This window comes from Streptomyces sp. NPDC111744, from assembly GCF_055634995.1.
This window is the reverse complement of record NZ_JBVKCG010000023.1, coordinates 75256-98799: the sequence shown is the minus strand read 5'-3', so window position 1 is coordinate 98799 and position 23544 is coordinate 75256. Positions and strand designations below refer to the sequence as shown.

The following is a 23544-nucleotide window of genomic DNA, read 5'->3' as shown; positions in this document are numbered from 1 at the left end:
GACGGCCTCAACCGTCCGGGCGCTCACGCACAAGCCGTGAACGCGGCCCGTGGCCTACTCGTACCCGACGACCTTGAAGTCCTTGCTGACGAACACATGGTGCGGCCAGTTGACGCTGATGTTGTGCACCTCGTACTCGCCGTCGGCCAGTTGGACGACCCGGTCGTTGATGCCGCCGGGGACGACGGCCTGCGCGGCCTTGACCGCCTTGTCCGCGGTCCTGCCGCTGATGATCGTCCCTTCGCCCTCGGTGTAGTCCGGGATCTGCCCGACCGACTTGTCCGGTGACGGGGTCCCCCGCTTGAAGGGGATCACCCCGGCCGCCTCGGCGGCCGCCACCCCGCCGTCGCCGTGGCGCTGCACGACGACCCGGTCCGCCGCGATGGTCGCGCTGTCCACCGTGCCCAGGACGAGCACGCTCGCACCGGTCTTCACGGCCTTGGCCGGGCCGCCGACGGTCTTCGTGGCCGAGGTCTCGTCCACGGTCACCTTGACGCCGGTCGCCGTCGACATGGTGAAGCCCGATGAGGACGTGGAGTCGACGATGCCGGTCGCACCGCCGTCGGCCGGACCGGCCGCGGGGGCCGCCGAGGCGGACGTGCCGCCCAGAGTGACGGCGACCAGCGCACCGGTCAGCCCGGCGGCCATGACCCATTTCCTGCCGTACGCGCCCATGATGGCGCTCCCTTCGTAGGGGGTAGCTGCCACCGAGCCTGCGAGCCGTTTCTTTAATGACGCTCACGCGCGCCTTAAGACATCCTCAGAACAGGATTAGACCATTCCGCACATGGCGCGCATGCTGCCCACTCGCCTTGACTCACCGTCGGCATCACCTCTTAACTCACGTCTTGAGGTATGTCCTCGGCTCAACTCCTCCCCCCATGCTTCTCCCCCCGTCTACGGAGTTCCCGCATGCCCAACTCCCACCGCACCTCCCTCTGGACACGCCGCAGGGTGCTCGGCGCGACCGCCGGCGGCACCGCGGCCGCCGCGCTCGGCGCGTTCGCCGTCACCCGCACCGCGTCGGCGGCCGGCTCCGCCGGCGCCCCCGGTGACGTCGTCGGCAAGGTCACCGTCGGCTACCAGGGGTGGTTCGCCTGCAAGGGCGACGGCGCGCCGATCAACGCCTGGTGGCACTGGGCCCCCAACAGCGCCTCGACCCCCTCCCCCTCCAACAACGGCATCAAGGCCTGGCCGGACATCCGCGACTACACGAAGACGTACGCGACGGCGTTCGCGAACTTCGGCAACGGCCGCGCCCCGGGGCTGTTCTCGTCGTACGACCAGCAGACCGTGGACACCCACTTCCTGTGGATGCAGCAGTACGGCATCGACACCGCCGCGCTCCAGCGGTTCAACCCCAACGGCAGCGAGGGCCCGACGCGGGACGACATGACGCAGAAGGTGCGCAACGCGGCCGAGGCGTACGGCCGGAAGTTCTACGTCATGTACGACGTCAGTGGCTGGACGAACATGCAGTCGGAGATCAAGACCGACTGGACGAACAAGATGTCGGCACACACGGCGAGTTCGGCGTACGCGCTGCAGAACGGCAAGCCGGTCGTGTGCATCTGGGGCTTCGGGTTCAACGACGACAAGCACGCGTTCAGCGCGGACGCCTGTCTGGACGTCATCAACTGGTTCAAGAACCAGGGCTGTTACGTCATCGGCGGGGTGCCGACCTGGTGGCGGACCGGTACCGGCGACTCCCGTTCGGGCTTCTCCGACGTCTACCACGCGCTGAACATGATCTCGCCGTGGTTGGTCGGCCGGATCGGCAACTCCTCCGACGCGGACAACTTCTACACCAACGCGACCGTGCCGGACCTCGCCGACTGCGCCTCCCACGGCATCGACTACCAGCCGTGCGTGCTGCCCGGCGATGTCAACGAACGCCAGCGCGCGCACGGCGACTTCATGTGGCGGCAGTTCTACAACATGGTCCGGGCCGGGGTGCAGGGCATCTACATCTCGATGTACGACGAGTACAACGAGGGCAACCAGATCGCCAAGACCGCCGAGTCCCAGGCCTGGGTACCGACCGACTCCGGGCTGCTCGCCCTCGACGAGGACGGCACCGCCTGCTCCGCCGACTACTACCTGCGCCTGACCGGCGACGGCGGCCGCATGCTCAAGGGCGACCTGGCCCTGACCGCCACCCGACCGACCCAGCCGTATGTCAACGGCACCTCGGCCGGCCTCCCGGCCACCGCCACGGTCACCCTGAAGGCGCGGGCCAACGGCAGGTTCGTGACGGCGGAGAACGCGGGCGCCGCCGCCCTGATCGCCAACCGCGACACGGCCGGCACCTGGGAGAGGTTCGACCAGATCGACCTGGGCAACGGCAACATCGCGCTGCGCTCGCGGGCCAACGGCCGTGTCGTCTGCGCCGACAACGCGGGCGCCGCCGCGCTGATCGCGAACCGCACGGCCATCGGCAGCTACGAGAGCTTCCAGCTGGTGAAGAACTCCAACGGCACGGTCAGTCTGCTGGCCGCCGCCAACGGCAGGTACGTGACGGCCGAGAACGGCGGCGCCGACGCGCTGATCGCCAACCGGACGGCGATCGGGACCTGGGAGCAGTTCGATCTGGCGACGGTCTGAGACAGCCGGGGAGGCCCCGCAGGTTCGTGCCTGCGGGGCCTCCCCGGCGTCGGGAGAACGTCAGCCGCTCACCGGACCGCGCGCGGTGCGGGCCGCCTTCGCGAGGTCCAGGTCGGTGGTCTCCGGCGCGAGGAACTGGGAGACCAGGCCGCCGATCGCGAGCACCCCCGCGCCGACGAGCAGCACGAACTCCACGCCGAAGCGGTCGAGGCCCATCGGCAACAGGAAGGTGCCGACGGCCGCGCCGACCCTGCTCATCGCGGTGGCGAAGCCGACGCCTGTGGCGCGCAGCGAGGTCGGGAACACCTCCAGCGGGTAGACCGCGGTGAGCGCGCTGGAGGCCGCGTTGAGGAAGATGAAGAACAGGAAGCCGGCCACGATGACCGGCGTCGAGTGCGGCCACACCGCGACCAGCGCCAGACAGCCGGCGGTGATCCAGAACGGCGGGATCAGCAGCCTGCGGCGGCCGATGCGGTCCACGACCAGACAGCCGGCGGTGACACCGGCGACCGCGGTGAACGAGTAGACGAGCAGCGCCGCGACCGCGTTGTCGCCCATGTGGAGGGCGTCGAAGACCTGCGTCCAGAACGTGCCGATGGCGAAGTACGGCAGTACCAGCGCCGCCCAGAAGACGCTCGCGAACACCGTGCTGCGGATGTGCTTCTTGCTGAACAGCGCCCAGAACCCGGCCTGTCCGTTCGCGCTCCGCTCGTCGAGTTCGGCCTCGACGTCGATCTCGATGCCGTACCGCTCGATCAGCGCCTCGGCTTCCTCCCGGCGGCCCTTGCTCAGCAGCCAGCGGGCCGACTCGGGGATGCCGCCGCGCAGGGACACGCAGATCACCGCGAGGACCGCGCTGCTGGCCAGGGACCAGCGCCAGCCGCCGTCGACGTTCGCGAACAGGGCTCCGACGACCGTGGCCAGCGCGTAGCCGACGTACCAGCTGATCTCCAGGCTCGCCAGTAGCCGGCCCCGCCCCTGCTTGGGGGCGTACTCGGACAGGAGGGGGGCGCCGATGGCGTACTCGCCGCCGATCGCCACGCCCATCAGCAGCCGGATGAGGAAGAGCTGGAGCCCGTCGGTGACGAAGAACTGGAGCACCGAGCCGACCAGGAAGATCACCATGTCGGCGAGGAACACCGGGCGGCGCCCGAAGCGGTCGGCGAGCCGGCCGAAGAGCGGGCCGCCGACGAAGATGCCGATCAGCGGGGATGCGCCGACCAGTCCCTCCATGAGGGTGGAGAGGTGCAGATCTGCGGTGAGGGCGGTCATGGCCATGCCGATGCCGCCGATGATGTAACCGTCGATGCCCTCGCCTATCTGCGTGGCGAGCTTCAACTTCGTGTGCAGACGGCGGCGTTCGCGGGTGTGGTCGGGGACGTGCGGGGTGCCGGGCGGTTGCTGGGTCGCAGGCGTCATTGCCATGTGCGGTCCTCGGGGTGAGCGGGTGAGCGGGCGGGGACGGGCAGCGGTAGGAGGATCAGAGGGGCCAGTCGAGGGCGATGTACTGCGTCTCCAGGAAGGCCTCGATGCCCTCACGGCCGCCCTCCCGGCCGAGGCCGGACTGCTTGACGCCGCCGAAGGGCGCGGCCGGGTCGGACAGCAGACCGCGGTTGACGCCGACCATGCCGGCCTCCAGACGTTCGGCGATGCGCAGCGCCCTGCCGACGTCACGGGAGTAGACGTACGAGGCCAGGCCATGGACGGTGGCGTTGGCGCGGGCCAGCATCTCGTCCTCGTCGGTGAAGGTGGTCACCGGCGCGACGGGGCCGAAGACCTCCTCGTGCAGGACGCGGGCGTCGTCGGGGACGTCCACGAGGACGGTCGCGGGGTGGAAGTGGCCCGGTCCTTCGGGCACTTCGCCCTGCGCGGCGATCCGCGCGCCGCGCGCCAGGGCGTCGTCGACCAGGTCGCGGATCTTCTCCACGGCCGCCTGGTTGATCATCGGGCCGAGGGTGACTCCGTCGGCCAGGCCCGGTCCGGTGCGTACGGCGGCCATGGCGGCGCCGAACTTATCGGTGAACTCCGCCACGACCTCGGCGTGGACGTAGAACCGGTTGGCGGCGATGCAGACCTCGCCGCCGCCGCGCATCTTGGCGTCCATCGCGCCGAGCACGGCGGCGTCGACGTCGGCGTCCGCGCAGATCACGAAGGGGGCGTTGCCGCCCAGCTCCATGGTCACGTTCACGACGTTCGCGGCGGCCTGTTCCAAAAGCAGCCTGCCGGTGGCGGTGGAGCCGGTGAAGGAGAACTTGCGGACCCGTTCGTCGCCGAGCCAGACCGAGACCACCTCGGGGGCCCGGTCGGTCGGCAGGACGTTCAACAGACCTTCGGGCAGGCCCGCTTCGGTCAGCAACGCGGCGACCGCCAGGGCGGTGAGCGGGGTCTCCGGCGCGGGCTTGAGCAGCACCGGGCAGCCGGCCGCGAGCGCCGGGGCGATCTTCCGGGTGGCCATGGCGGCCGGGAAGTTCCAGGGGGTCACGAACGCGGTGACGCCGACGGGGTGTTTGCGTACGACGTGCCGGTAGCCGCCGGCCGGGGCGTCCCCGAAGGAGGAGCCGACCCGGACCGCCTCCTCGGCGAACCAGCGGAAGAACTCGGCGGCGTACCCGACTTCGGCCGCCGCGTCCCGGTAGGCCTTGCCGTTCTCCAGCACGATGAGCCGGGCGAGGGTGTCGGTGTGCTCGCGCATCAGCTCGAAGGTGGCGTGCAGGATCTCCGAACGGCGGCGGGACGGGGTCGCCCGCCACCCGGCCGCGGCCGACTCCGCGGCCTCGACCGCCGCGCGGGCGTCCTCCGGTCCCGCCGCGGAGACCTCCCTGACCAGATCGCCGGTGGCCGGGTCGTACACGGGGTAGGTCCGGCCGCCGGCGGCCGGGAGCCAGTGGCCGCCGAGGAACACATCGCCTTCCGCGAGCGGCGCCTTGGCCAGGAGGTCTATGCCGGCGAGGTTCATGAGCTGCTCTTTTCTCCGTTCAGGACGGGGCTCGTCCGATGCGCGGTGAATTTACGAGCGCGTCATGAGGCGGACAAGGCAACCTCGGCGGATCGCAATGGGGGTTGCTCTGAGGGCAACTCGCCGATCTTGGGCGGGAGTACGGCGGTCAGGTGAGCCGGGCCCGTTGCGGCGGGGTGCGCCGGGGCTCCCAGCCCAGCAGCGACGACACCCGGGCCGCCGCCCGAGCCGTGGTGCGCCCCGCCTCGTCGAGCCGGTCGCCAAGCCGGGTCTTCGGGGCGGAGATGTTGATGGCGGCGACGACCCGGCCCCGGAAGTCCCTGACCGGCGCCGACACACCGACCAGCCCCTCCTCGAACTCCTCGCTGACGCGTGCGTAGCCCCGCCGTCTGGCGTCCTGGATCAGGGCCCACAGCTCCGGCACCGGCATCTCCCCACCGGTGCCGAAGCGGACGTAGAGCTCGTCGGGGATCGCGTCGGCCAGCAGCACGCGACCGGCGGACAGCCGCCAGGCGGGCACCCCGCGTCCCTCCCAGCCGTGCACGCGGAAGGAGTGCCCCGAGACGGAGAGCAGGGTGAGGACCTCACGGTCGCTGAGCACGCACAGATGGCTGGTCTCCTCCAGGTCCGCCGACAGGGCGTGCATGACCGGCTCGGCCACCCGCACCAGACGGCTCTCGGAGGTGCGGGCGACCAGGGAGAACAGCCGCCAGCCGAGCCGGTACTCCAGGGTGTCGGGGTCGCGCTCCACGATGCCCTCGGCGGCCAGCGCCTTCAGGGCCCGGGAGATCTGGGTCTTCTCCCGGCCCACCAGCTGGGCGAGGCGGACGACGCCGAGGCCGCCCGCGTTCTGGGCCTCGTCGGAGGCGAGGGCCTCCAGGAGGTCGATGTCACGGCGCAGGCCGTGGCCGCGGGAGGCCGGGGAAGAGTCGGTCACACGGGCCATCGTAGGCGCGCATCCAGGCAAAGGAACCCCAGGTCAACCCCGAGGTTGTCAGGAGAGCAACCGGCATTTCGATTCCTGTGACCGCCTTGCGAGGGGGTGTTGACGGACCTAGATTCGCCGCATCGGGCCGAATGAACTGCACCGAATGCGAGGTTCATCCTGCCGCGCCCGTCGAATCATGCTTCCCAGGTCCAGGAGAGATCCGATGCCCACGCCGGTTTCACCCGCCAGCCCGCCCGGCTTCGCCACGACCGCGCTCATCGGCGAGTCCTTCGTCGGTGCGGGCGCGAACGCCGCGCACACGAACATCGTGATCGGACGCAAAGGCGGCCCGGTCGAGACCGCGTGGGCGACGGCGCTGGCCACCCCGAGCGCCGGGCACGTCCCGTTCCTGACGGTCGTACGGCCGTCCGTGCCGGTGAAGCCGCTGACCCTGTTCGTGACCAAGGCCGCCGCCGCGGGCGAGCTGCACGAGCGTGCGACCTGGGGGTCCGCCCAGGCGGGGCTCGCCCAGGGGGTCGCGGACGCGGTCGAGGAGGGTCTGATCCCCGCCGGGGAGGCCGACGAGCTGCTGATCATCGCCGCGGTGTGGGTCAACCCGGCCGTCGACGACCTGGACGTCTCCTTCCGCAACCAGCGCGCCGCCGCGTACGGCGCGGTCCGGGCCGCCGTGACCGGCACGCCGACCGTCTCCGACGTGCTGGCCGCCGCCAAGGAGGGCCCGACCAACCCGTTCTACACGCCGACCCCCGAGGTGCTCGCCCGATGAAGATCACCGACATCACCCTGGACCGGCTGCGGCTGGAGCTGGACCCGCCGTTCCGCGCCGCCTGGGACCCGGAGCCGCGCCGCACCTTCGACGCCACGATCGTCCGCGTCCACACCGACGAGGGGATCACCGGCATCGGCTCCGGTGATCTGATGGACGGCTTCGAGACGTACAAGCACCTGTTCGTCGGCGAGGACCCGCTCGACATCACCCGGCACGTCCGGGCGATCGAGACCGCCAACTTCCACGGCGCCCACTACTGGCCCCTGGAGGCCGCGCTGTGGGACGTCGTCGGCAAGGTGCACGGCCGCCCGGTGTCGGAACTCTTCGGCAACGCGGCGAAGAAGCTGCCCGCCTACGCCTCCTCCGGTGAGCTGAAGTCCCCCGCGGAGCGGGTCGAAACCGCGCTGAAGGTGCGCGCGGCCGGCTTCCGCGCCATGAAGATCCGCATCGACCGCAACCGGGTCGACGAGGGCATCGCCGCGGTCCGTGCGGTACGTGAGGAACTCGGCGCCGACTTCGAGATCATGGTCGACCTCAACCAGTCCTGGCGGATGGCCGGCGACACCGCGAACGCCTCCGACCTCGCCAAGACCCGCAAGACCGTCGCCCGGCTCGCCGAACTCGACGTCTTCTGGGTCGAGGAGCCACTGCCGTACGCCGACCTGAACGGCTTCAGGCAACTGCGCGCCGAGAACCCGGGGGTGCGGATCGCCGCCGGCGAGATGCACCACTCCCCCACCGAACTGCTGCGCTACCTCGAAGAGGACGCGCTGGACATCTACCAGATGGACGTGGTGCTCGCGATCGGCATGCACCGCGCCCGCACCCTGGCCGAGCTGGCCCAGCTGAAGCATCGTCAGTTCACCCCGCACAGCTGGACCAACGGCATCGGCGTGCTCGCCAACCTCCATGTCGCGGCGGGCGTCGGCGGCGGCCCGTTCTTCGAGTTCCCCTACGACCCGCCCGGCTGGACCCCCGAACGCCGCGACTTCATGCTCGCCGAGCCCGTCCGGGTAAACGCGGAGGGCGATCTGGAGATCCCGGACGTGCCCGGCCTCGGCGTCGAGCTGGACGAGGACGCGATCGACCGCTGGAGGATCAAGTGACGTACACCATCGACGAGTTGCTGGCGCGGTCGTACGACGACTGGCTCAGCGCCTCGGGCAAGCTCACCTTCGAGACACGCCTGTTCATCGACGGTGCCTTCACCGACGCCGCCTCCGGGGACTTTTTCACCAGTGTCTCGCCACGGGACGGCGCGGTGCTGGCTCAGGTGCAGGCGGCCGGGGCCGAGGACGTCGACCGGGCGGTGCGGTCCGCACGGGCCGCCTTCGAGGACGGCCGCTGGCGCGATCTCGCGCCGAAGGAGCGCAAGCGGGTCCTGCTGCGCTGGGCCGAGCTGATCCTGGCGAACGCCGAGGAACTCGCCCTTCTCGACACCCTGGAGATGGGCAAGCCCATCACCGAGTCGGTGCGGATCGACGTGGCCAAGACGGCGGAGACCATCGCCTGGTACGCCGAGACGATCGACAAGACATACGACGAGGTGGCCCCGACCCCCGGTGACGCGCTCGCGCTGATCACCCGGGAGCCGCTGGGTGTCATCGGTGTGGTCGTACCGTGGAACTACGCGCTGCTGATCGCCAGTTGGAAGCTGGGCCCGGCGCTCGCCACCGGCAACAGCGTGGTCCTGAAGCCCGCCGAGCAGACCTCGCTCGCCGCCCTCCGCCTGGCGGAGCTGGCCACCGAGGCAGGACTGCCCGACGGCGTGCTCAACGTGATCCCGGGCCGGGGCGAGATCGCCGGGCAGGCCCTCGGCCGTCACCCCGAGGTCGACAAGATCGCCTTCACCGGCTCGGCGGAGGTGGCCCGGCTCTTCCAGGTGTACGCGGGCGAGTCCAACGGCAAGCAGGTCGCCGTGGAGGCGGGCGGCAAGTCGCCGCAGCTGGTGCTGGCCGACGCCGACATCGAGGCCGCCGCGTCCGCCGTGGCCTGGGGCATCTTCTACAACGCGGGGCAGACCTGCAACGCGGGCTCCCGGGTCGTCGTCCACACCTCGGTCAAGGACCAACTCCTTGACGCCGTACGGAAGATCACCGCCGAGACCTTCCACGTCGGCGACCCGCTCGACCCGGCCACCGTGATGGGGCCCATCGTGGACGAAGGCCAACTGGCCAAGATCCTGGGCTACATCGAGCGCGGCAAGGCGGACGGGGCCCGCGTCGTGCTGGGCGGCGGACGCACGCGCACCGACAGCGGCGGCACCTTCGTCGAACCGACCGTGCTCGACGGCGTGGCCAACACGTCCGTCGTCGGCCAGGAGGAGATCTTCGGCCCGGTGCTCGCCGTCGTGTCGTACGACGGCGAGGTCGACGAGGGCGTACGGCTGGCGAACGAGAGCGACTTCGGGCTCGTCGCCTCCGTCTGGACCCGGGACGTCACGGTCGCCCACCGCACCGCGAAGCGGCTGCGGGCCGGCACGGTCTGGATCAACACCTTCGACGCCAGTGACGTCATCACCCCCTTCGGCGGATTCAAGGCCACCGGTGCGGGACGCGACAAGTCCCTGCACGCGCTGGACGCGTACACGGCGCTGAAGACCACCTGGATCAACCTCGCCTGACCGGCGAGTCCTTCCTTCCCTTCCGAATTCGCAGCGAGGACAACTGATGAGGATCGGTTTCATCGGCCTGGGCAACATGGGACGCCACATGGCCCGCCACCTGATCCACGCGGGACACCTGGTCACCGTGTACGACACCCGGCCCGAGGCCGCCGTCGAACATCTGGCGCTCGGCGCCCGCTGGGCCGACACCCCGGCGGAGTGCGCGGCCGACGCCGAACTGCTGATCACGATGCTGCCCAATCCGCGCACCGTCGAGGAGGTGCTGCTGCGCGGCGGGGCCGCCGAGGCGCTGCCCGAGGGCGCCCTGTGGATCGACATGTCGACCTCCACCCCGGCCGTCGCGGACCGTGTCGCGGCCGAGGTCCTGGACCGGCGCGGGGTGCGCCGGCTGGACGCCCCGGTCAGCGGTATGGCGCACGGCGCCGAGGCCGGGCGGCTGCAGATATTCGTCGGCGGGCAGGCGGACGACTTCCGGATGTGCCTGCCCGTCTTCGAGGCCATGGGCGACCCCGACAAGGTGCTGCACGTGGGACCGCTCGGCGCCGGCTACACGGTCAAGCTGATGATCAACCTGCTGTGGTTCACCCACCTCGTGGCCACCTCCGAGGTGCTGGCCATGGGCACGAAGGCGGGGGTGGACCTGGGGGTGCTGCGCAGTTCGCTGCTGGCCAGCCCGGCCGCCTCGCACTTCCTGGAGAAGGACCTGCTGTCCGTGCTGGTCGACGGCGACTACGACGACTCCTTCGCCATGGTCCTCGCCTGCAAGGACCTCGGCCTGGCCGTGGACCTCGGCCGCGACCTGGGCGTCGCAACGGAGCTGTCCGCCCTCGTGGAGCAGATCTACCGCCGCTCCAGGGCACAGCACGGCGACCTGGCCGGGGAGATGAGCCCGGTGCGGCTCTACGAGGCCCTGGCCGGGCGGGAGTTCCGCCTCCCGCACCCCGAGGAGGCCCTGCTGAGCCCCGCCTGAGCCAACCCAACCCCTTCCCCCGCGTTTCTCCAGGAGCCGTACGCCATGGGCGAGTCCCTCACCAGTCAGCTGACCGTCGATCCCACCTGCCGTATCGAGTTCGGCCCCGGCCGTCTCTCGCACCTCCCGGACCTGGTCGCCTCCCTCGGCATGAGCCGCGCGTTCGTGGTCACCGACCGCGGGCTGCGGGCCGCCGGGATCGTCGGCCAGGTGCTCAAGGTGCTGGACGCGGCGGGCGTCGAACACGGGGTGTACGACGGGGTCGGCGCCAACCCGTCCACCGGAAACGTCGACGAGGGCGCCGCCCGGGCAAGGGAGTTCGGCCCTGCGGTGTTCGTCGCCCTCGGCGGCGGCTCGGTCCTGGACGCGGCCAAGGGCATCTCGCTCCTGGTCGGCAACGCGGACGCGGCGGCGGCCGACGCGGACGCGCTGTGGGAGGCGCTGGACGGCCTGCCGCTGATCGCGATCCCGACCACCTCGGGCACCGGCGCGGAGACCAACGGCTTCGGTGTCATCGAGGACACCGCCGCCCACCGCAAGGTGTACATCGGTCACCCCTCGGTCAAGCCGCGGATCGCGCTGCTCGACCCGGAGCTGACGCTCGGCCTCCCCGCCCGGATCACGGCCGCCACCGGCATGGACGCCCTGGTGCACGGCATCGAGTCACTGGCCTCGCGGGGCGCGAACCCGGTCTCGGTGGCGTACGCGACGCAGGCGGTGGCCATGGTCGGCCGCTGGCTGCCGGCCGCGCACCGGGACGGCTCGGACCTGGAGGCCCGTGCCCAGCTGATGCTGGGCGCCCACCTGGCGGGCCAGGCGCTGACCATCTCCGGGCTCGGTCTCGTCCACGGCATCGGGCACGCGCTGACCGCCCACACCGGCACCCCGCACGGTGTCGCGCTCGCCGCCGTCCTGGAGGAGGTCCTGGAGTTCAGCGCCCCGGCGGCCGGGGAGGCCTACGAGCAGACGGCCCGCGCGCTGCGCCTCGCCCCGCCCGCCGACGGCGACTGGGCCCGCGCCGCGATCGACGCCGTCCGCGAGGTCTCCGGCGCGCTCGGCATCAAGCAGCCGCTGCGCGACCTCGGCGTCCGCCCGGACCTGCTGCGCCCCATCGCCGCGGGCGCCCTCGCGGACGCGGTCACCAAAAACGCGCCCCGGCAGCCGACCGAGGAGCAGATCCTCGGGATCCTGGAGGCGGTGTTCTAGGGCCGTTGGGAAAGTCAGGGGGCCCGTCACCACCGCACATGCAGGCTGGGTGGCTTGCGGAACACCAGGCCGTACGGCGAGGCGGGCCGCTCCGGGTCGAGGCGCAGTGCGGGGAGGCGTTCGAGCAGGCGCTGAAGGGCGACACGGGTCTCCAGCCGGGCGAGGTGCGCGGCGAGGCAGTGGTGCGGGCCGTGGGCGAAGGCCAGTTGGAGGCGGGCGTTGTCCCGGCGGACGTCGAAACGGTCCGGGTCGGGGAAGACCGCCGGGTCACGGTTGGCGCCGGTCAAGGAGACGGTGACCAGGTCACCGCGCCGGATGGCGGCCGGGCCGAGGACGATGTCGCGGGTGGCGTAGCGGTCCACCACCGCCGCACCGGGCTCAAGGCGCAGCGACTCCTCGACCGCACCGTCCAGCAGGCTCGAATCGGCCTGTACCAGGGCGAGTTGGCCCGGGTCTCCGAGCAGGTGGAGCAGCGCGTTGACGATCATCGCCTCGGTGGTCTCGATACCGCCGAACATCAGGACCGCCGCGTTGGAGGCCACTTCGGGCGACCCCAGCCGCCCGGCGGCGGAGACGAGGAGCGAGGACGCGTGCCGGTCGGCGACCGTGGCCTGGACAGCGGCCCGCAACTCTGCGTAGGCGGCGGCACCCGCCGGGCCTGCTTCCAGCCCTTCGGTGATGTCCGAGACGGACCGTACGATCGCGTCGTACCAGGACAGCACGGTGTCCGTGGTCGCCCCGACCAAGCCGAGCGCCTCGGTGACGACGGCGACGGCGAGCGGTCCGGCGAAGGCGCGGCGCAGTTCGGTGGCACCCGACGGTTCCAGTGCGGTGATGAGGCGGTCGGTCTCCCGCTCGATGAACGGGGCGAAGCCGTCGTACACCGCGCGGGGCCGGAAGGGAGCGGCGAAGGGCTCACGGTGGCGGGTGTGTGCTGCACCGTCCAGGGACAGCATGCTGGGCCCGACGACCTGGGCGGTGGAGAAGCGCGGGTCGTCGACGGTGAAGGTGGCGGAGTCCCGCATCACGTCGAGAGCGAGGTCGCGGCGGGTGACCAGCCAGCCGTTCAACTCGGGCAGCCAGGAGACCGGTTCATGGGCGCGTAGCCGTGCCAGACGCGGGTGCGGGTCGCGGGCGAGTTCGGCGAGCGTGGTCGAGGCACCGAGCGGGAACGCCTCAGCGGTGCTCATCTGGCGGCCCGGCCGAGGAGAGGGAGACGATTCACCTCCCTACCTAAGCACGGCACCCTGACCCCCGGTTTCGCCGCCCCGGACATGACGAACCACCGGCACACCGCCGACTCACATCAGTCGTCCTCGACCGAGACGGCCACGGGCGTTCCGGCCTCGATCGTGCGGCTGACGGTGCACAGCCGGTCGTGGGAGACGGCGACCGCCCGGGGCAGGATGGCGCGGGCGCGATCGCCCGACGCACCGTCCGGGAAGGTGACGGAGAAGCCGACCGCGAGGTCCGTCATCCGGTTGCCGGCCTCGTCGCCGACCTTCTGGCCGCTGACGGTCACGGTGAAGGCGGTCGGCTCCGCGTGGCGGCTGGTGGCGAAATCGACGTCGGCCGCGGTGCAGCCACCGATCGCGGCGAGCAGGAGTTCCACCGGGGTGAATTCCGTGCCGTCGCCGGTGCCGAAGCTGATCGTGCCGCCGCGTGCGTTCGTCGCGGTGAAGCGGCCGGTGCCGATGCGCTCGACCGTCACCAGGCGCAGGGAGTCTTCGCTCATACCGACGAACCTAGGGCAGCCCGGTCGTCAGTGCAGGATGTTCACGGCCCGCGCCACCACCAGGACCACCGTCACCAGGGAGACGGAGGACTGCAGCATCATCAACATCTTGGCCCAGCGCGTCAGCGGCATCACGTCGGTCGGGCTGAAGGCGGTGGAGTTGGTGAAGGACAGGTACAGGTAGTCCAGGAAGGTCGGCTCCCAGTCCGGCGGCGCGGTCTCGGGGCTCTGCATCTGCACGAAGAGGAAGTCCGCGTACTGGTGGTGGCCGCGGACCCGCGCCATCGGTCCGCCGCGGTCATACTCCCAGTACCAGAGTGCGAATACGATGACGTTCGTCAGCCAGATGCCGCCACCGGTCAGCAGCAGCGGTCCGGCGTCCTTGCCCTCGGTGCCGTTCACCAGGCCCGCCACCAGCCGGACCGCCGCCCAGCCGTTGGCGAGGCTGATCGCACACATCAGGGCCAGGCCCAGCAGACGCAGCCACCGGGTGCGGGGCTCGACCCGCCGGGGGTTGCCGACGATCAGGCCGGCCAGCAGCACCAGTTCCAGCGCCGGCAGGGCCCAGTACGGCTGGAGGGCGAGCCGGTGCGGCAGCATCAGCTGGAGCGCGACGGCCACCAGGATCACGGCGGTCACGGCCCACCGTGGTTCGCCCTGCGTGGCTCTGCGCCAGGCGGGCACCACTTGGCGCTCGCCGTCCGCCAGCAGCCGCTCGATCCTGGCCAGCCGGTTCTCGGCATCGCCCATGTGGTCGTTCATGGCGATGATTGTCCCCGACACCGCTTGTCCATCGTTCATCCGCCATCGGGTCTCGTTGGGCGCAGCGGCCGGGCCCGGGCGATGAGCAGGGCGACGTCGTCCTCGCCGCCGGGCGGCCGGAGCATCTCCAGGATGCGTTCGCAGGTCTCTTCCAGATCGTGGCCGCGGGTCGCGGTGAGGGCGTCGAGCAGGGTCTCCAGGCGGGCGTCGATGGATTCGCTCCGGGTCTCGACCAGGCCGTCGGTGTAGAGGACCAGTTCGTCGCCGGGACGGAAGGCGATGGTGGCGGCCTCGAAGGGCACCCCGCCGACGCCCAGCGGTACGCCTGAGGGCAGGTCCAGCAGCCGCGCCGGGTGGCCGGCCCGCAGCAGGGCCGGGGGCAGGTGGCCGGCGAGGCACATCCGGCACTGGCCCTGGTGCGGGTCACAGACGCAGTAGAGGCAGGTGGTGATGGCCTGCTCTACCCCTTCGGTCAGGTGATCGAGGTGGTAGAGGGCCTCCTCCGGGGTGAGATCGAGTTCGGCGAAGGCGCGGGCGGCGCTGCGGAGTTGGCCCATGGTGGCGGCGGCGTTGATACCGCTGCCCATGACGTCCCCGACGACGAGGGCGGTCTTGTCACCCTGCAGGGGTATGGCGTCGTACCAGTCGCCGCCGATCTCGCTCGTGGCGCCGGCGGGCTGGTAGCGGCAGGCGACCTCCAGGCCCGGCAGGTGCGTCGCGAGCTGGGGGAGCATACTGCGCTGGAGGGTGAGGGCCGTATGGCGCTGGGCCTGGTAGCCACGGGCGTTGTCGATGCAGACCGCGGCCCGGGCGGCCAGCTCACAGGCGAGGAACACATCGTCGTCGTCGAAGGGCGCGGGGTTGCGGGTGCGGGTGAGGGCGAGGGCGCCGAGGATTTCGCCCCGGGCCAGCAGCGGTACGGCCAGGTAGGAGTGCACCCCGGCCGCCGCCAGGAGGGAGGCGGCCTCACCATGCCGGGCGATGCGATCGAGGTCCCGGCGGCTGGTGTGGGGCAGCAGAACCGGTTGACGGTTGCGCACGCACTGGGTGATCAGGCGGTCGCTGTCGTAGGAGGCGAGTTCCCCTGGCGGGTCGGCCGCGCGGGCCGCCTCGGCGGCGTGGGCCGCGCTGACGGCGAGGGCGCGGAAGCGGGCCGGGCCGTCGTCCGGCGCGGTCCGGCCGTCGAGCGCGCTGTCCAGTACGTCCACCGCTGCCATGTCGGCCAGGGCCGGTACGACGACGTCGGCCAGCTCGCACGCTGTCGTCTCCAGATCGAGGGTGGTACCCACGGAGGCGGAAGCCTGGGCGATCAACGCCAGCCGCTGCCGGGCCTGTGCCGCCTCGGCGGCCGCCCGATGCCGCTCAGTGACGTCGATGACGGAATAGGCCAGGCCCAGCACCCGCCCGCCGGAGTCCTCCAGCCGGTAGTAAGAGACGGACCAGGCGTGATCATGGTCCGGGTCGCCGGGCGGACGGCAGACGATGTGCCGGTCCACGACCGACTCGCCCGTCTCCAGGACACGGCGCAGACGCGCCTCGGGCTCTGTCTTCAGGTAGGTCAGGACCTCGCCGACCGGCCGTCCGAGACGCTCGGCGGCGGATTGGCCCGTGATGCGTTCCAGGGCCGGATTCATGGCCAGGTACCGCAGGTCCGTGTCCAGAATGGCCAGTCCGACCGGGGACTGGGACACCAGACGCATGGCCAGGGCGGCATCCCGCTCGACCCGCTCCACCGTGGCCTGGTCGGCGGCGAGGCCGAGGGCGTAGACCTCACCGAGGTCGTCCAGCAGCCTCATGTTGCGGAACTCCACCAGGCGGGTGCTGCCGTCCTTGTGCCGGATCGGAAAGGCGCCGGCCCAGTCGTGGCCGGATTCCATGACCTGGGCGAAGAGCTCGATGACCTCGTCCCGGTGCTCCTCGTGGACCATCAGCTGAGCCGCGTACTGCCCCAGCGCCTCCGCCGCGCTGTGGCCGAACAATTCCTCGGCCTTCGGGCTCCAGAAGACCACCTGACCCTGCGCGTTCAGCACCACCGCCGCGACGCTGAGCAGATCCAGCAGACCGCTGGGCGGCGCGGCGGGATCGGCCGCCGTCCGGCCGGCGACTGCTCGGGAGGAGTCCCTCGTGCCCATCCCTCATCTTCCCTCCCGCCCGGTGCTCTGGCTCGTGCCACATAGGCGGGCGTGCTGTCTCCATCCATGGTCGCCCCATACCGAGGGGGCCCACACCTGGGCCTCCTTGCGCAGGCCCCTGTGCGAAGCTGGAGTCGATCACAAGTGCCACACTCCTGCGCGTCACGCCCGGAGAGCGGTGAGTACCGATGCCTTCCAAGTCGCCCGGTCCCGGATCAGCCGTCACCGGCAACGGGCCCGCCGTCTCCCGGCGGGAGTTCGACGCGCTCTTCGAGGCGGTCCGCACCTGGGGCCGCTGGGAGCCCGCCGACCGCGGCGCCTGGAACCGGGTGACCGCGGACCAGGTACGGCGGGCCACGGCCGGAGTGCGGTCCGGGGTGGTCGTCCCGTTGGCGCTGCCGTGGAACACCCGGGCCGGCCCCGACAACCACAGGCCCGCGCTGCACCACATGACCGATCTCGGTGACGTCGAGAGCCCGGAGCCCACCGCGCACAAGGACTTCATCGCCGCCGACTACCACGGCAAGGGCGTCTCCCATCTCGACGCCCTGTGCCATATCGCCTACCGGGGGCAGCTGTACGACGGCCGGACGGCCGCCGACGTCGTCGGCACCGCGGGCGCCCGCTTCGGAGCGGTGTCGGCGCTCGGCCCCCTCGTCACCAGGGGCGTGCTTCTCGACCTCCCCGCCGTCCTCGGGATCCGCTGGCTGGAGCCGGGACAAGCGGTGCACGCAGAGGACATCACCGCCGCGGAGCGGGCGCTCGGGGTGACGATCGGCGAGGGTGACGCAGTGCTGCTGCGGTCCGGGCACGTCCGCCGCCGCACGGAGCTGGGCGCCTGGGACCCGGACACGGCGAGCGCGGGCTTCCATGTGGACGCCGTACCGCTGCTGGCTGAGCGCGGGATCGCGCTGCTCGGCGGTGACGGTGACAATGACGTACGGCCCTCGCCCGTCGAGGGTGTGCACTCGCCGGTCCATGCCCTGGCCCTGGCCGCGATGGGCGTTCCGCTGCTGGACAACCTCGATCTGGAAGGCCTCTCCGCCGCCACGGGGGAGGCCGGGCGGTATGAGTTCCTGCTGCTCCTGGCGCCGCTGAACGTGCCGGGTGGGACGGGCTCGCCGGTCAACCCGGTGGCGGTGCTGTGACAGCCGACCAGGCCGCCATGACAGAAATGCCACCCCGTGACTCGCACCCTTAATGTCCGTATTCTCATTTATGCCAGAGTGTTATGGAAAGCGGACTATCGCGAGTGAGGCGAAGCGTGGTTCGGTTCGGTGGGACACCGACGCCCACGGGGCGCGCGACAGGCGGCACGGGGCCCGTGCGTTCGCGTGAGCGATTTCTGGGGGGTGAGCCGGTCGAAACCGGCGTGCGCACCTCCATCCTGAACTCGTGGCAGCGCTGCCGGAACCTGGGGCTCTCGGCGGACCGGTCCGACCTTCCCTTCCGGGAGGATGTCGAGACGGACGCCCGGATCGTCCGCGCGGCCATGCCGGTGCTCGACCGGCTGCAGTACAGGTTCGCCGGCAGCCGGCTGAACATCGCTGTCGCCGATGCGAGCGGCACCGTCCTGCTGCGCCGTTTCGGAGAGGCGTCCCTGGCCAGAAGCCTCCCGGCGATCCAGCGCGTGCCGGGGTTCGTGTTCGCCGAGCAGGTCGCCGGCACCAACGGCATCGGTCTCGCGCTGGCGGAACGGCAGCTCATCCGCGTCTACGGCGCAGAGCACTTCGCCGAACGCTCCCAGGCGAGCGCCTGCCGTGCGCTCCCGCTCCGCGACCCGCTCAGCGGCCGTATCGAGGGCGTCCTGTGCTTCGGCTATCCACGCGCCTTCGACGACCCCCGGCTGGCCACCGTGATCCGCAAGGCGGCGCGAGCCATCGAACGGCGGCTGCTGAGGCAGAGTTCCGCACGTGAGCGGGCTCTGCTGCGGGCGTACGCGGAGACCGCCGCCGAAGCCGCCGTCGGCCGTCGCCACAGCATCGGGCTGGACGAGCTGGCCATCGGACAGCATCCGCGCGACCGTGCCGTCCTCATGGAGAGGGCCACCGAGCTGCTCTCCCGCGCACAGCGGGCCGCCGTCCACGTCTGCCTGTCCGACGGCCGGCGTGTCACGCTGCTCAGCCGGCCGATGACGAGTGCCACCGGGGTCGAGGGCGTGGCCATCGAGGCCGTCCTGCCCAGCCCCGCACCACCAGACCCCCTCGCCGCCCCATGGCGGTTCGACGGGTTGCCGGACTTCCCCGCCGAGTCCGCCGCAACCGGTGTCGTCCTGCCGTCCGGGGCCGTCGCCCTCACCGCGCCCGGCCCGGTCGCCTCGGGCGGCCGAGGCGTCACGGTCGTAGGAGCGGAGGGCGGTCGTCCAGCCGCCGCGGCCCCGTCGAGAGGGCTGCTGCTCGTGGGGGAGCCGGAGGTGGGGCGGTACGCGCTGGCCGCACGGCGCCGTCTGGAGCTGCTCTCCGAGGCCAGTACGCGCATAGGCACCACTCTGGACGTGCGCCGCACCGCCCAGGAACTGGCGCGGACGGCGGTGCCGCGGCTCGCCGACCACGTCACGATCGACCTGCCCGAGGCCGTACTGCGCGGCGAGGAGTCCGCCGACCCGCACAGCGACCTGCGCCGCACCGTGGTCCACGGCATCCGCGACGACTGCCCCTTCTATCCGGTCGGCAAGCAGATCGGCTACAGCCCGGCCACGCCGCATCTGCGCTGCCTGACCAGCGGGGAGGCGGTGCTGGAACCGGATCTGAGGGTCGCCGTGAGCTGGCTCGCCCACGACCCCGAGCACACCGGTGGGCTGCTTTCCCACGTCCACTCCCTCATCGCGGCCCCGCTGGTGGCCCGCGGTGTCGTGCTGGGCGTCGCCGCCTTCTACCGCGGACAGGGCTCCGCCCCCTTCGGCGACGACGACCGTTCGCTGGCCCAGGAACTGGCCGCCCGTGCCGCCCTGTCCATCGACAACGCCCGGCGCTACACCCGCGAACGCACCATGGTCCTGGCCCTGCAGCGCAGCCTGCTCCCGCATGGGCTGCCCGACCAGGACGCCGTCGAGGTCGCCCATCGCTATCTGCCCGCCGAGTCCGACGTGGGCGGGGACTGGTACGACGTCATCCCCCTCTCCGGAACCCGGGTCGGCCTCATGGTCGGGGACGTCGTCGGCCACGGCATGCTCTCCGCCGCCACCATGGGCCGGCTGCGCACCGCCGCCCGCAGCTTCGCCGAACTCGACTTCCCCCCGGACGAGGTCCTCACCCACCTCGACAACCTGGTGGGCCGCCTGGACCGGGAGGACCCGGCCGCCGCCGAAGCGGGCATCTTCGGCGCGACCTGCCTGTACGCCGTCTACGACCCGACCACGCAGCAGTGCACGATGGCCCGTGCCGGGCATCCGCCGCCCGCGCTGGTCCGCCCCGACGGCACGGTGTCCTTCCCCGAGCTGCCCGCCGGACCTCCGCTCGGGCTGGCCGGCCTGCCCTTCGAAGCCGTCGACGTCGACGTCCCCGAGGGCAGCCAGCTGGTCCTCTACACCGACGGACTCATCGAGGACCGGTACCGGGACGTCGACGCGGCCCTCGTCCAGCTGCGCAGGACCCTGGCCCATCCGGAGCGCACCCCGGAGGAGACCTGCCAGGTGGTCCTCAACAGCGTGGCGCCGGCGCACCCCGGGGACGACATCGCCCTGCTCGTCGCCCGCACCCGTGCCCTGGCCCCGGACCGGATCGCCTGCTGGGACCTGGAACCCGACCCGGCCCTCGTCGGCGAGGTCCGGGCCGCCGCCATGCGGCAACTGGCCGACTGGGGACTCGACGAGGCCGCGTTCGCCGCTGAACTGATGCTCAGCGAGCTGGTCACCAACGCCATCCGCCACGGTTCCGGCCCGATCCGGGTACGGCTGCTGCTCGACCGCACCCTGATCTGCGAGGTCTCCGACACCAGCAACACCGCCCCGCATCTGCGCCGTGCGGCCAGCACCGACGAGGGCGGCCGGGGACTGTTCCTCGTCGCCCAGCTGGCACAGAGCTGGGGTACGCGCTATCTGCCCCGGGGCAAGGTCATCTGGGCCGAATGCGGCCTCGCGGCCAGCTGAGACCGGCAGCGTCGCTGACCCGTTGGCGTCATACAAGCTGACCCGTTGGTGTCACACAAAGCGGCGAATGCCCGATTGCCGTAGATGGTCGCCTTAGGATCGCTGGCGACAGTCGGGAAGAACTCGCCAGGCCGACCCTCGGAGATGTCCGTGCACGACCCTCCCGACACCTCTGCGCGACCCCTGGTCCGCATCCGCGGGCTCACCAAGCGGTTCGGCGGGACCGTCGCCCTGGACGGGGTCGACCTCGACGTCCACGCGGGCAGCGTCCTCGCCCTTCTCGGCCCCAACGGAGCGGGCAAGTCCACCCTCATCAAGGTGCTCGCCGGCATCCACCACGCCGAGGCGGGACAGGTCACGGTCGACGGGCACCCGCTCGGCAGCCATGGGGCCTCCGCCGCCATGTCCTTCATCCACCAGGACCTCGGTCTGGTCGAGTGGATGACGGTCGCCGAGAACATCGCCCTGAGCACCGGATACCGGCGCCGCGCCGGACTGGTCTCCTGGCGGCGCACCCGGGAGCGGTGCGCCGAGGCCCTGCGGACCGTCGCCGGACACCTCGACCCCGCCGCGCCCGTCGCCCGGCTCTCCCCCGCCGAGCGCTCACTCGTCGCCATCGCCCGGGCCCTGGCCACCCGGGCGAAACTCATCGTCCTCGACGAACCGACCGCCCGGCTGCCCGCCGCGGACTGCGCCCGGCTGTTCCGCGTCCTGCACGCCCTGCGCGACCAGGGGCACGGTCTGCTCTACGTCACCCACCGGCTGGACGAGGTGTACGAGGTCGCCGACGCCTTCGCCGTCCTGCGCGACGGCCGCCTCGTCAGCCACGGCGACCTGGCCGGTCACAGCCCCGCCCGGCTGGTGCGTGACATCGTCGGCGAGGAACTCACCCACTACCGCCCGGCCACCGCCCCCGCCGACGGCCCAGCCGTCCTCACCCTCGACGGCGTACGGACCGCCGGCGCGGGCCCGGTCGGCCTGGACCTCAGGGCGGGCGAGGTCCTGGGCCTGGTCGGCCTCTCGGGCGCCGGACACATGGAGCTGGGCCGGGCCCTCGCCGGTGCCCGGCCCCTCCTCGACGGCCGGGTGTTCCTCGGCGGGCGGCCGTACCGCCCCCGTACGGTCACCGACGCGGTCCGTCTCGGTGTCGGCCTGGTGCCCGGCGACCGACTGCGGGAGGGTTGTGCCGCCGAACTGACCGTACGGGAGAACCTGCTGGCCAACCCACGTGCCGCGGGCGTGCCGGCGCTGCGCTGGATCTCCCCCCGCCGTGAACGCGCGGTGGCCGCCGGGCTGATCGAACGGTTCTCGGTGCGCCCCCGGGACAGCGAGGCCCCGATCGGCACGCTGTCCGGCGGGAACCAGCAGAAGGTCATGATCGGCCGCTGGCACCCGGTGGGCCTGCGCCTGCTGATCCTGGAGGAGCCGACGGCGAGCGTGGACGTCGGAGCCAAGGCCGCCGTCTACCGTCTGCTCGACGAGGCACTGGCCGCCGGCCTTGCCGTGCTGCTCGTCTCCACGGACTTCGAGGAGGTCGCGGGCGTGTGCCGGCGCGCCCTGGTGTTCGTCCGCGGTTCTGTGACGGCCGAGTTGAGCGGTCCGGACCTCACGGTCACCGGGCTCACCCGGGCGGCCTCGGCCATGCCACCCGCCGGCACCGCGACCCCCTCATGACCGCCTCGCCCAGGTCACCGTCCCGGCCGAGCCGGCGCTCCGCCGGACACCTCGTCAGCGCCTATGGCCTGCTCGCCCTCACCGCTCTGCTGTTCCTGGTCTTCTCGCTCACCCTGCCGCACACGTTTCCCACGCGGGAGACGGTCGACTCGATCCTGCTCAACCAGTCGATCCCCGCCGTCCTCGCGCTCGCCGCCACTGTCCCCATCGTGACCGGCGCGTTCGACCTCTCCCTCGGCTACGGCCTCGGCCTGGCGCACGTCATGGCGATGCAGCTGATCGTCAACGAGCGGTGGCGCTGGCCGTGGGCCTGCCTGGTGGTGGTCGCCGGCGGGGCCGTCGTGGGCGTCCTCAACGGTGTCGTCGTCGAGTTCGGCCGGATCGACTCCTTCATCGCCACTCTCGGGACCGGCAGCATGATGTACGCCGTGACCGGCTGGGTCACCGACGGCGGCCGGATCGTCCCCGGCCCGCGGGGACTCCCCGCCGCCTTCACCGACCTCTACGACTCCAGGTTCCTCGGGCTTCCGGTGCCCGCCTTCTACGTGCTCGCCCTCGCCGTCGCCCTCTGGCTGGTGCTGGAACGGCTGCCGCTCGGCCGCTACCTTTACGTCGTCGGCTCGAACCCGCGCACCGCCGAACTCGTCGGCATCCCGACCCGCAGATACACCGTCTACGCGTTCACCGCGTCGGGGCTGCTCGTCGGCTTCGCCGGTGTGCTGCTCGCGGCCCAGCAGCAGATCGGCAATCCCAGTGTCGGCCTCGACTATCTGCTGCCCGCGTTCGTCGGAGCCCTCCTCGGCTCCACCGCGATCAGACCCGGCCGCCCCAACGCCCTGGGCACACTCGTCGCCGTCGCCGTCCTCGCGGTCGGCCTCACCGGCATCGGCCAGCTGGGCGCCGACTTCTGGACGGTCCCCCTGTTCTACGGCGGTACTCTCCTGCTCGCCGTCGGACTGGCCGGCTACTCCGCCCGCCGCCTGCGCACCGGAACCGACGCGTCCGCCGCCCCCTCCTCGGCTCGGGACGGTGACACGGCGGGCCCCACGCCATGAGTCCCCCGCGTCCTTCTCC

Annotated in this window: 18 protein-coding genes; 10 read left to right on the top strand and 8 right to left on the bottom strand. The window is 71.7% G+C overall.

Annotated elements, in window-relative coordinates; translation table 11 throughout:
• Positions 1-54: 54 nt before the first annotated feature.
• A complete protein-coding gene (locus ACZ7OO_RS35815) occupies positions 55-675 on the bottom strand; it encodes a hypothetical protein (RefSeq protein ID WP_471511431.1) in 621 nt (206 codons plus the stop codon).
• A 237-nt stretch (positions 676-912) separates the two neighbouring features.
• Between ACZ7OO_RS35815 and ACZ7OO_RS35810 the strand changes: the two genes are divergently transcribed.
• On the top strand, positions 913-2604 hold the full coding sequence (locus tag ACZ7OO_RS35810; protein WP_471511429.1) for a glycoside hydrolase family 71/99-like protein: 1692 nt from the start codon (positions 913-915) through the stop codon (positions 2602-2604).
• A gap of 60 nt (positions 2605-2664) precedes the next feature.
• On the opposite strand, the gene ACZ7OO_RS35805 is transcribed toward ACZ7OO_RS35810, so the two are convergent.
• From ACZ7OO_RS35805 to ACZ7OO_RS35795, 3 genes are all read right to left on the bottom strand, one after another.
• Positions 2665-4029: an MFS transporter gene (locus ACZ7OO_RS35805; protein ID WP_471511427.1), complete on the bottom strand. Its 1365-nt coding sequence runs from the start codon at positions 4027-4029 to the stop codon at positions 2665-2667.
• 55 nt (positions 4030-4084) lie between these two features.
• Positions 4085-5560: an NAD-dependent succinate-semialdehyde dehydrogenase gene (locus ACZ7OO_RS35800; RefSeq protein ID WP_471511426.1), complete on the bottom strand. Its 1476-nt coding sequence runs from the start codon at positions 5558-5560 to the stop codon at positions 4085-4087.
• Between the two features lie 148 nt (positions 5561-5708).
• Positions 5709-6506: an IclR family transcriptional regulator gene (locus ACZ7OO_RS35795; protein WP_471511424.1), complete on the bottom strand. Its 798-nt coding sequence runs from the start codon at positions 6504-6506 to the stop codon at positions 5709-5711.
• A 205-nt stretch (positions 6507-6711) separates the two neighbouring features.
• Between ACZ7OO_RS35795 and fae the strand changes: the two genes are divergently transcribed.
• Genes fae through ACZ7OO_RS35770 form a run of 5 tightly spaced genes read left to right on the top strand, consistent with a single transcriptional unit; the run spans position 6712 to position 12080 of the window.
• Positions 6712-7275: a formaldehyde-activating enzyme gene (gene fae / locus ACZ7OO_RS35790; RefSeq protein WP_471511422.1), complete on the top strand. Its 564-nt coding sequence runs from the start codon at positions 6712-6714 to the stop codon at positions 7273-7275.
• Positions 7272-8384 carry a mandelate racemase/muconate lactonizing enzyme family protein gene (locus tag ACZ7OO_RS35785; protein WP_471511420.1) on the top strand — a complete coding sequence of 371 codons (1113 nt, stop codon included), beginning with the start codon at positions 7272-7274 and terminating at the stop codon, positions 8382-8384. The genes fae and ACZ7OO_RS35785 overlap by 4 nt, the downstream gene beginning before the upstream one ends.
• Positions 8381-9901, top strand: coding sequence for an aldehyde dehydrogenase (locus tag ACZ7OO_RS35780; protein WP_471511418.1), 1521 nt, complete (start codon positions 8381-8383; stop codon positions 9899-9901). The genes ACZ7OO_RS35785 and ACZ7OO_RS35780 overlap by 4 nt, the downstream gene beginning before the upstream one ends.
• 46 nt (positions 9902-9947) lie before the next feature.
• Entirely contained in the window at positions 9948-10874 is a 927-nt protein-coding gene (locus ACZ7OO_RS35775; protein ID WP_471511416.1) for an NAD(P)-dependent oxidoreductase, read from the top strand.
• Positions 10875-10919: 45 nt separating this feature from the next.
• Entirely contained in the window at positions 10920-12080 is a 1161-nt protein-coding gene (locus ACZ7OO_RS35770; protein ID WP_471511414.1) for an iron-containing alcohol dehydrogenase family protein, read from the top strand.
• Positions 12081-12106: 26 nt separating this feature from the next.
• Here ACZ7OO_RS35770 and ACZ7OO_RS35765 read toward each other — a convergent pair whose 3' ends face one another.
• From ACZ7OO_RS35765 to ACZ7OO_RS35750, 4 genes are all read right to left on the bottom strand, one after another.
• Positions 12107-13270 carry a cytochrome P450 gene (locus ACZ7OO_RS35765; RefSeq protein ID WP_471511412.1) on the bottom strand — a complete coding sequence of 388 codons (1164 nt, stop codon included), beginning with the start codon at positions 13268-13270 and terminating at the stop codon, positions 12107-12109.
• Positions 13271-13386: 116 nt separating this feature from the next.
• Positions 13387-13815, bottom strand: a complete 429-nt coding sequence (locus tag ACZ7OO_RS35760) for an OsmC family protein (RefSeq protein ID WP_471511410.1) — start codon at positions 13813-13815, stop codon at positions 13387-13389.
• 27 nt (positions 13816-13842) lie between these two features.
• Positions 13843-14577 (bottom strand): hypothetical protein, encoded by a 735-nt coding sequence (locus tag ACZ7OO_RS35755; RefSeq protein WP_471511408.1) that lies wholly within the window; start codon positions 14575-14577, stop codon positions 13843-13845.
• Positions 14578-14612: 35 nt separating this feature from the next.
• On the bottom strand, positions 14613-16709 hold the full coding sequence (locus ACZ7OO_RS35750; RefSeq protein WP_471511406.1) for a SpoIIE family protein phosphatase: 2097 nt from the start codon (positions 16707-16709) through the stop codon (positions 14613-14615).
• Positions 16710-16897: 188 nt separating this feature from the next.
• On the opposite strand from ACZ7OO_RS35750, the gene ACZ7OO_RS35745 reads away from it, so the two are divergent.
• The 4 genes from ACZ7OO_RS35745 to ACZ7OO_RS35730 all read left to right on the top strand — a co-directional run bounded on the left by ACZ7OO_RS35745 (position 16898) and on the right by ACZ7OO_RS35730 (position 23525).
• A complete protein-coding gene (locus ACZ7OO_RS35745; protein WP_471511404.1) occupies positions 16898-17857 on the top strand; it encodes a cyclase family protein in 960 nt (319 codons plus the stop codon).
• 83 nt (positions 17858-17940) lie between these two features.
• Positions 17941-20796: an ATP-binding SpoIIE family protein phosphatase gene (locus tag ACZ7OO_RS35740; protein WP_471511402.1), complete on the top strand. Its 2856-nt coding sequence runs from the start codon at positions 17941-17943 to the stop codon at positions 20794-20796.
• A gap of 144 nt (positions 20797-20940) precedes the next feature.
• Positions 20941-22470, top strand: a complete 1530-nt coding sequence (locus tag ACZ7OO_RS35735) for a sugar ABC transporter ATP-binding protein (RefSeq protein WP_471511400.1) — start codon at positions 20941-20943, stop codon at positions 22468-22470.
• A complete protein-coding gene (locus ACZ7OO_RS35730) occupies positions 22467-23525 on the top strand; it encodes an ABC transporter permease (protein WP_471511398.1) in 1059 nt (352 codons plus the stop codon). Before ACZ7OO_RS35735 ends, ACZ7OO_RS35730 begins: the two co-directional genes overlap by 4 nt.
• Positions 23526-23544: the final 19 nt, after the last annotated feature.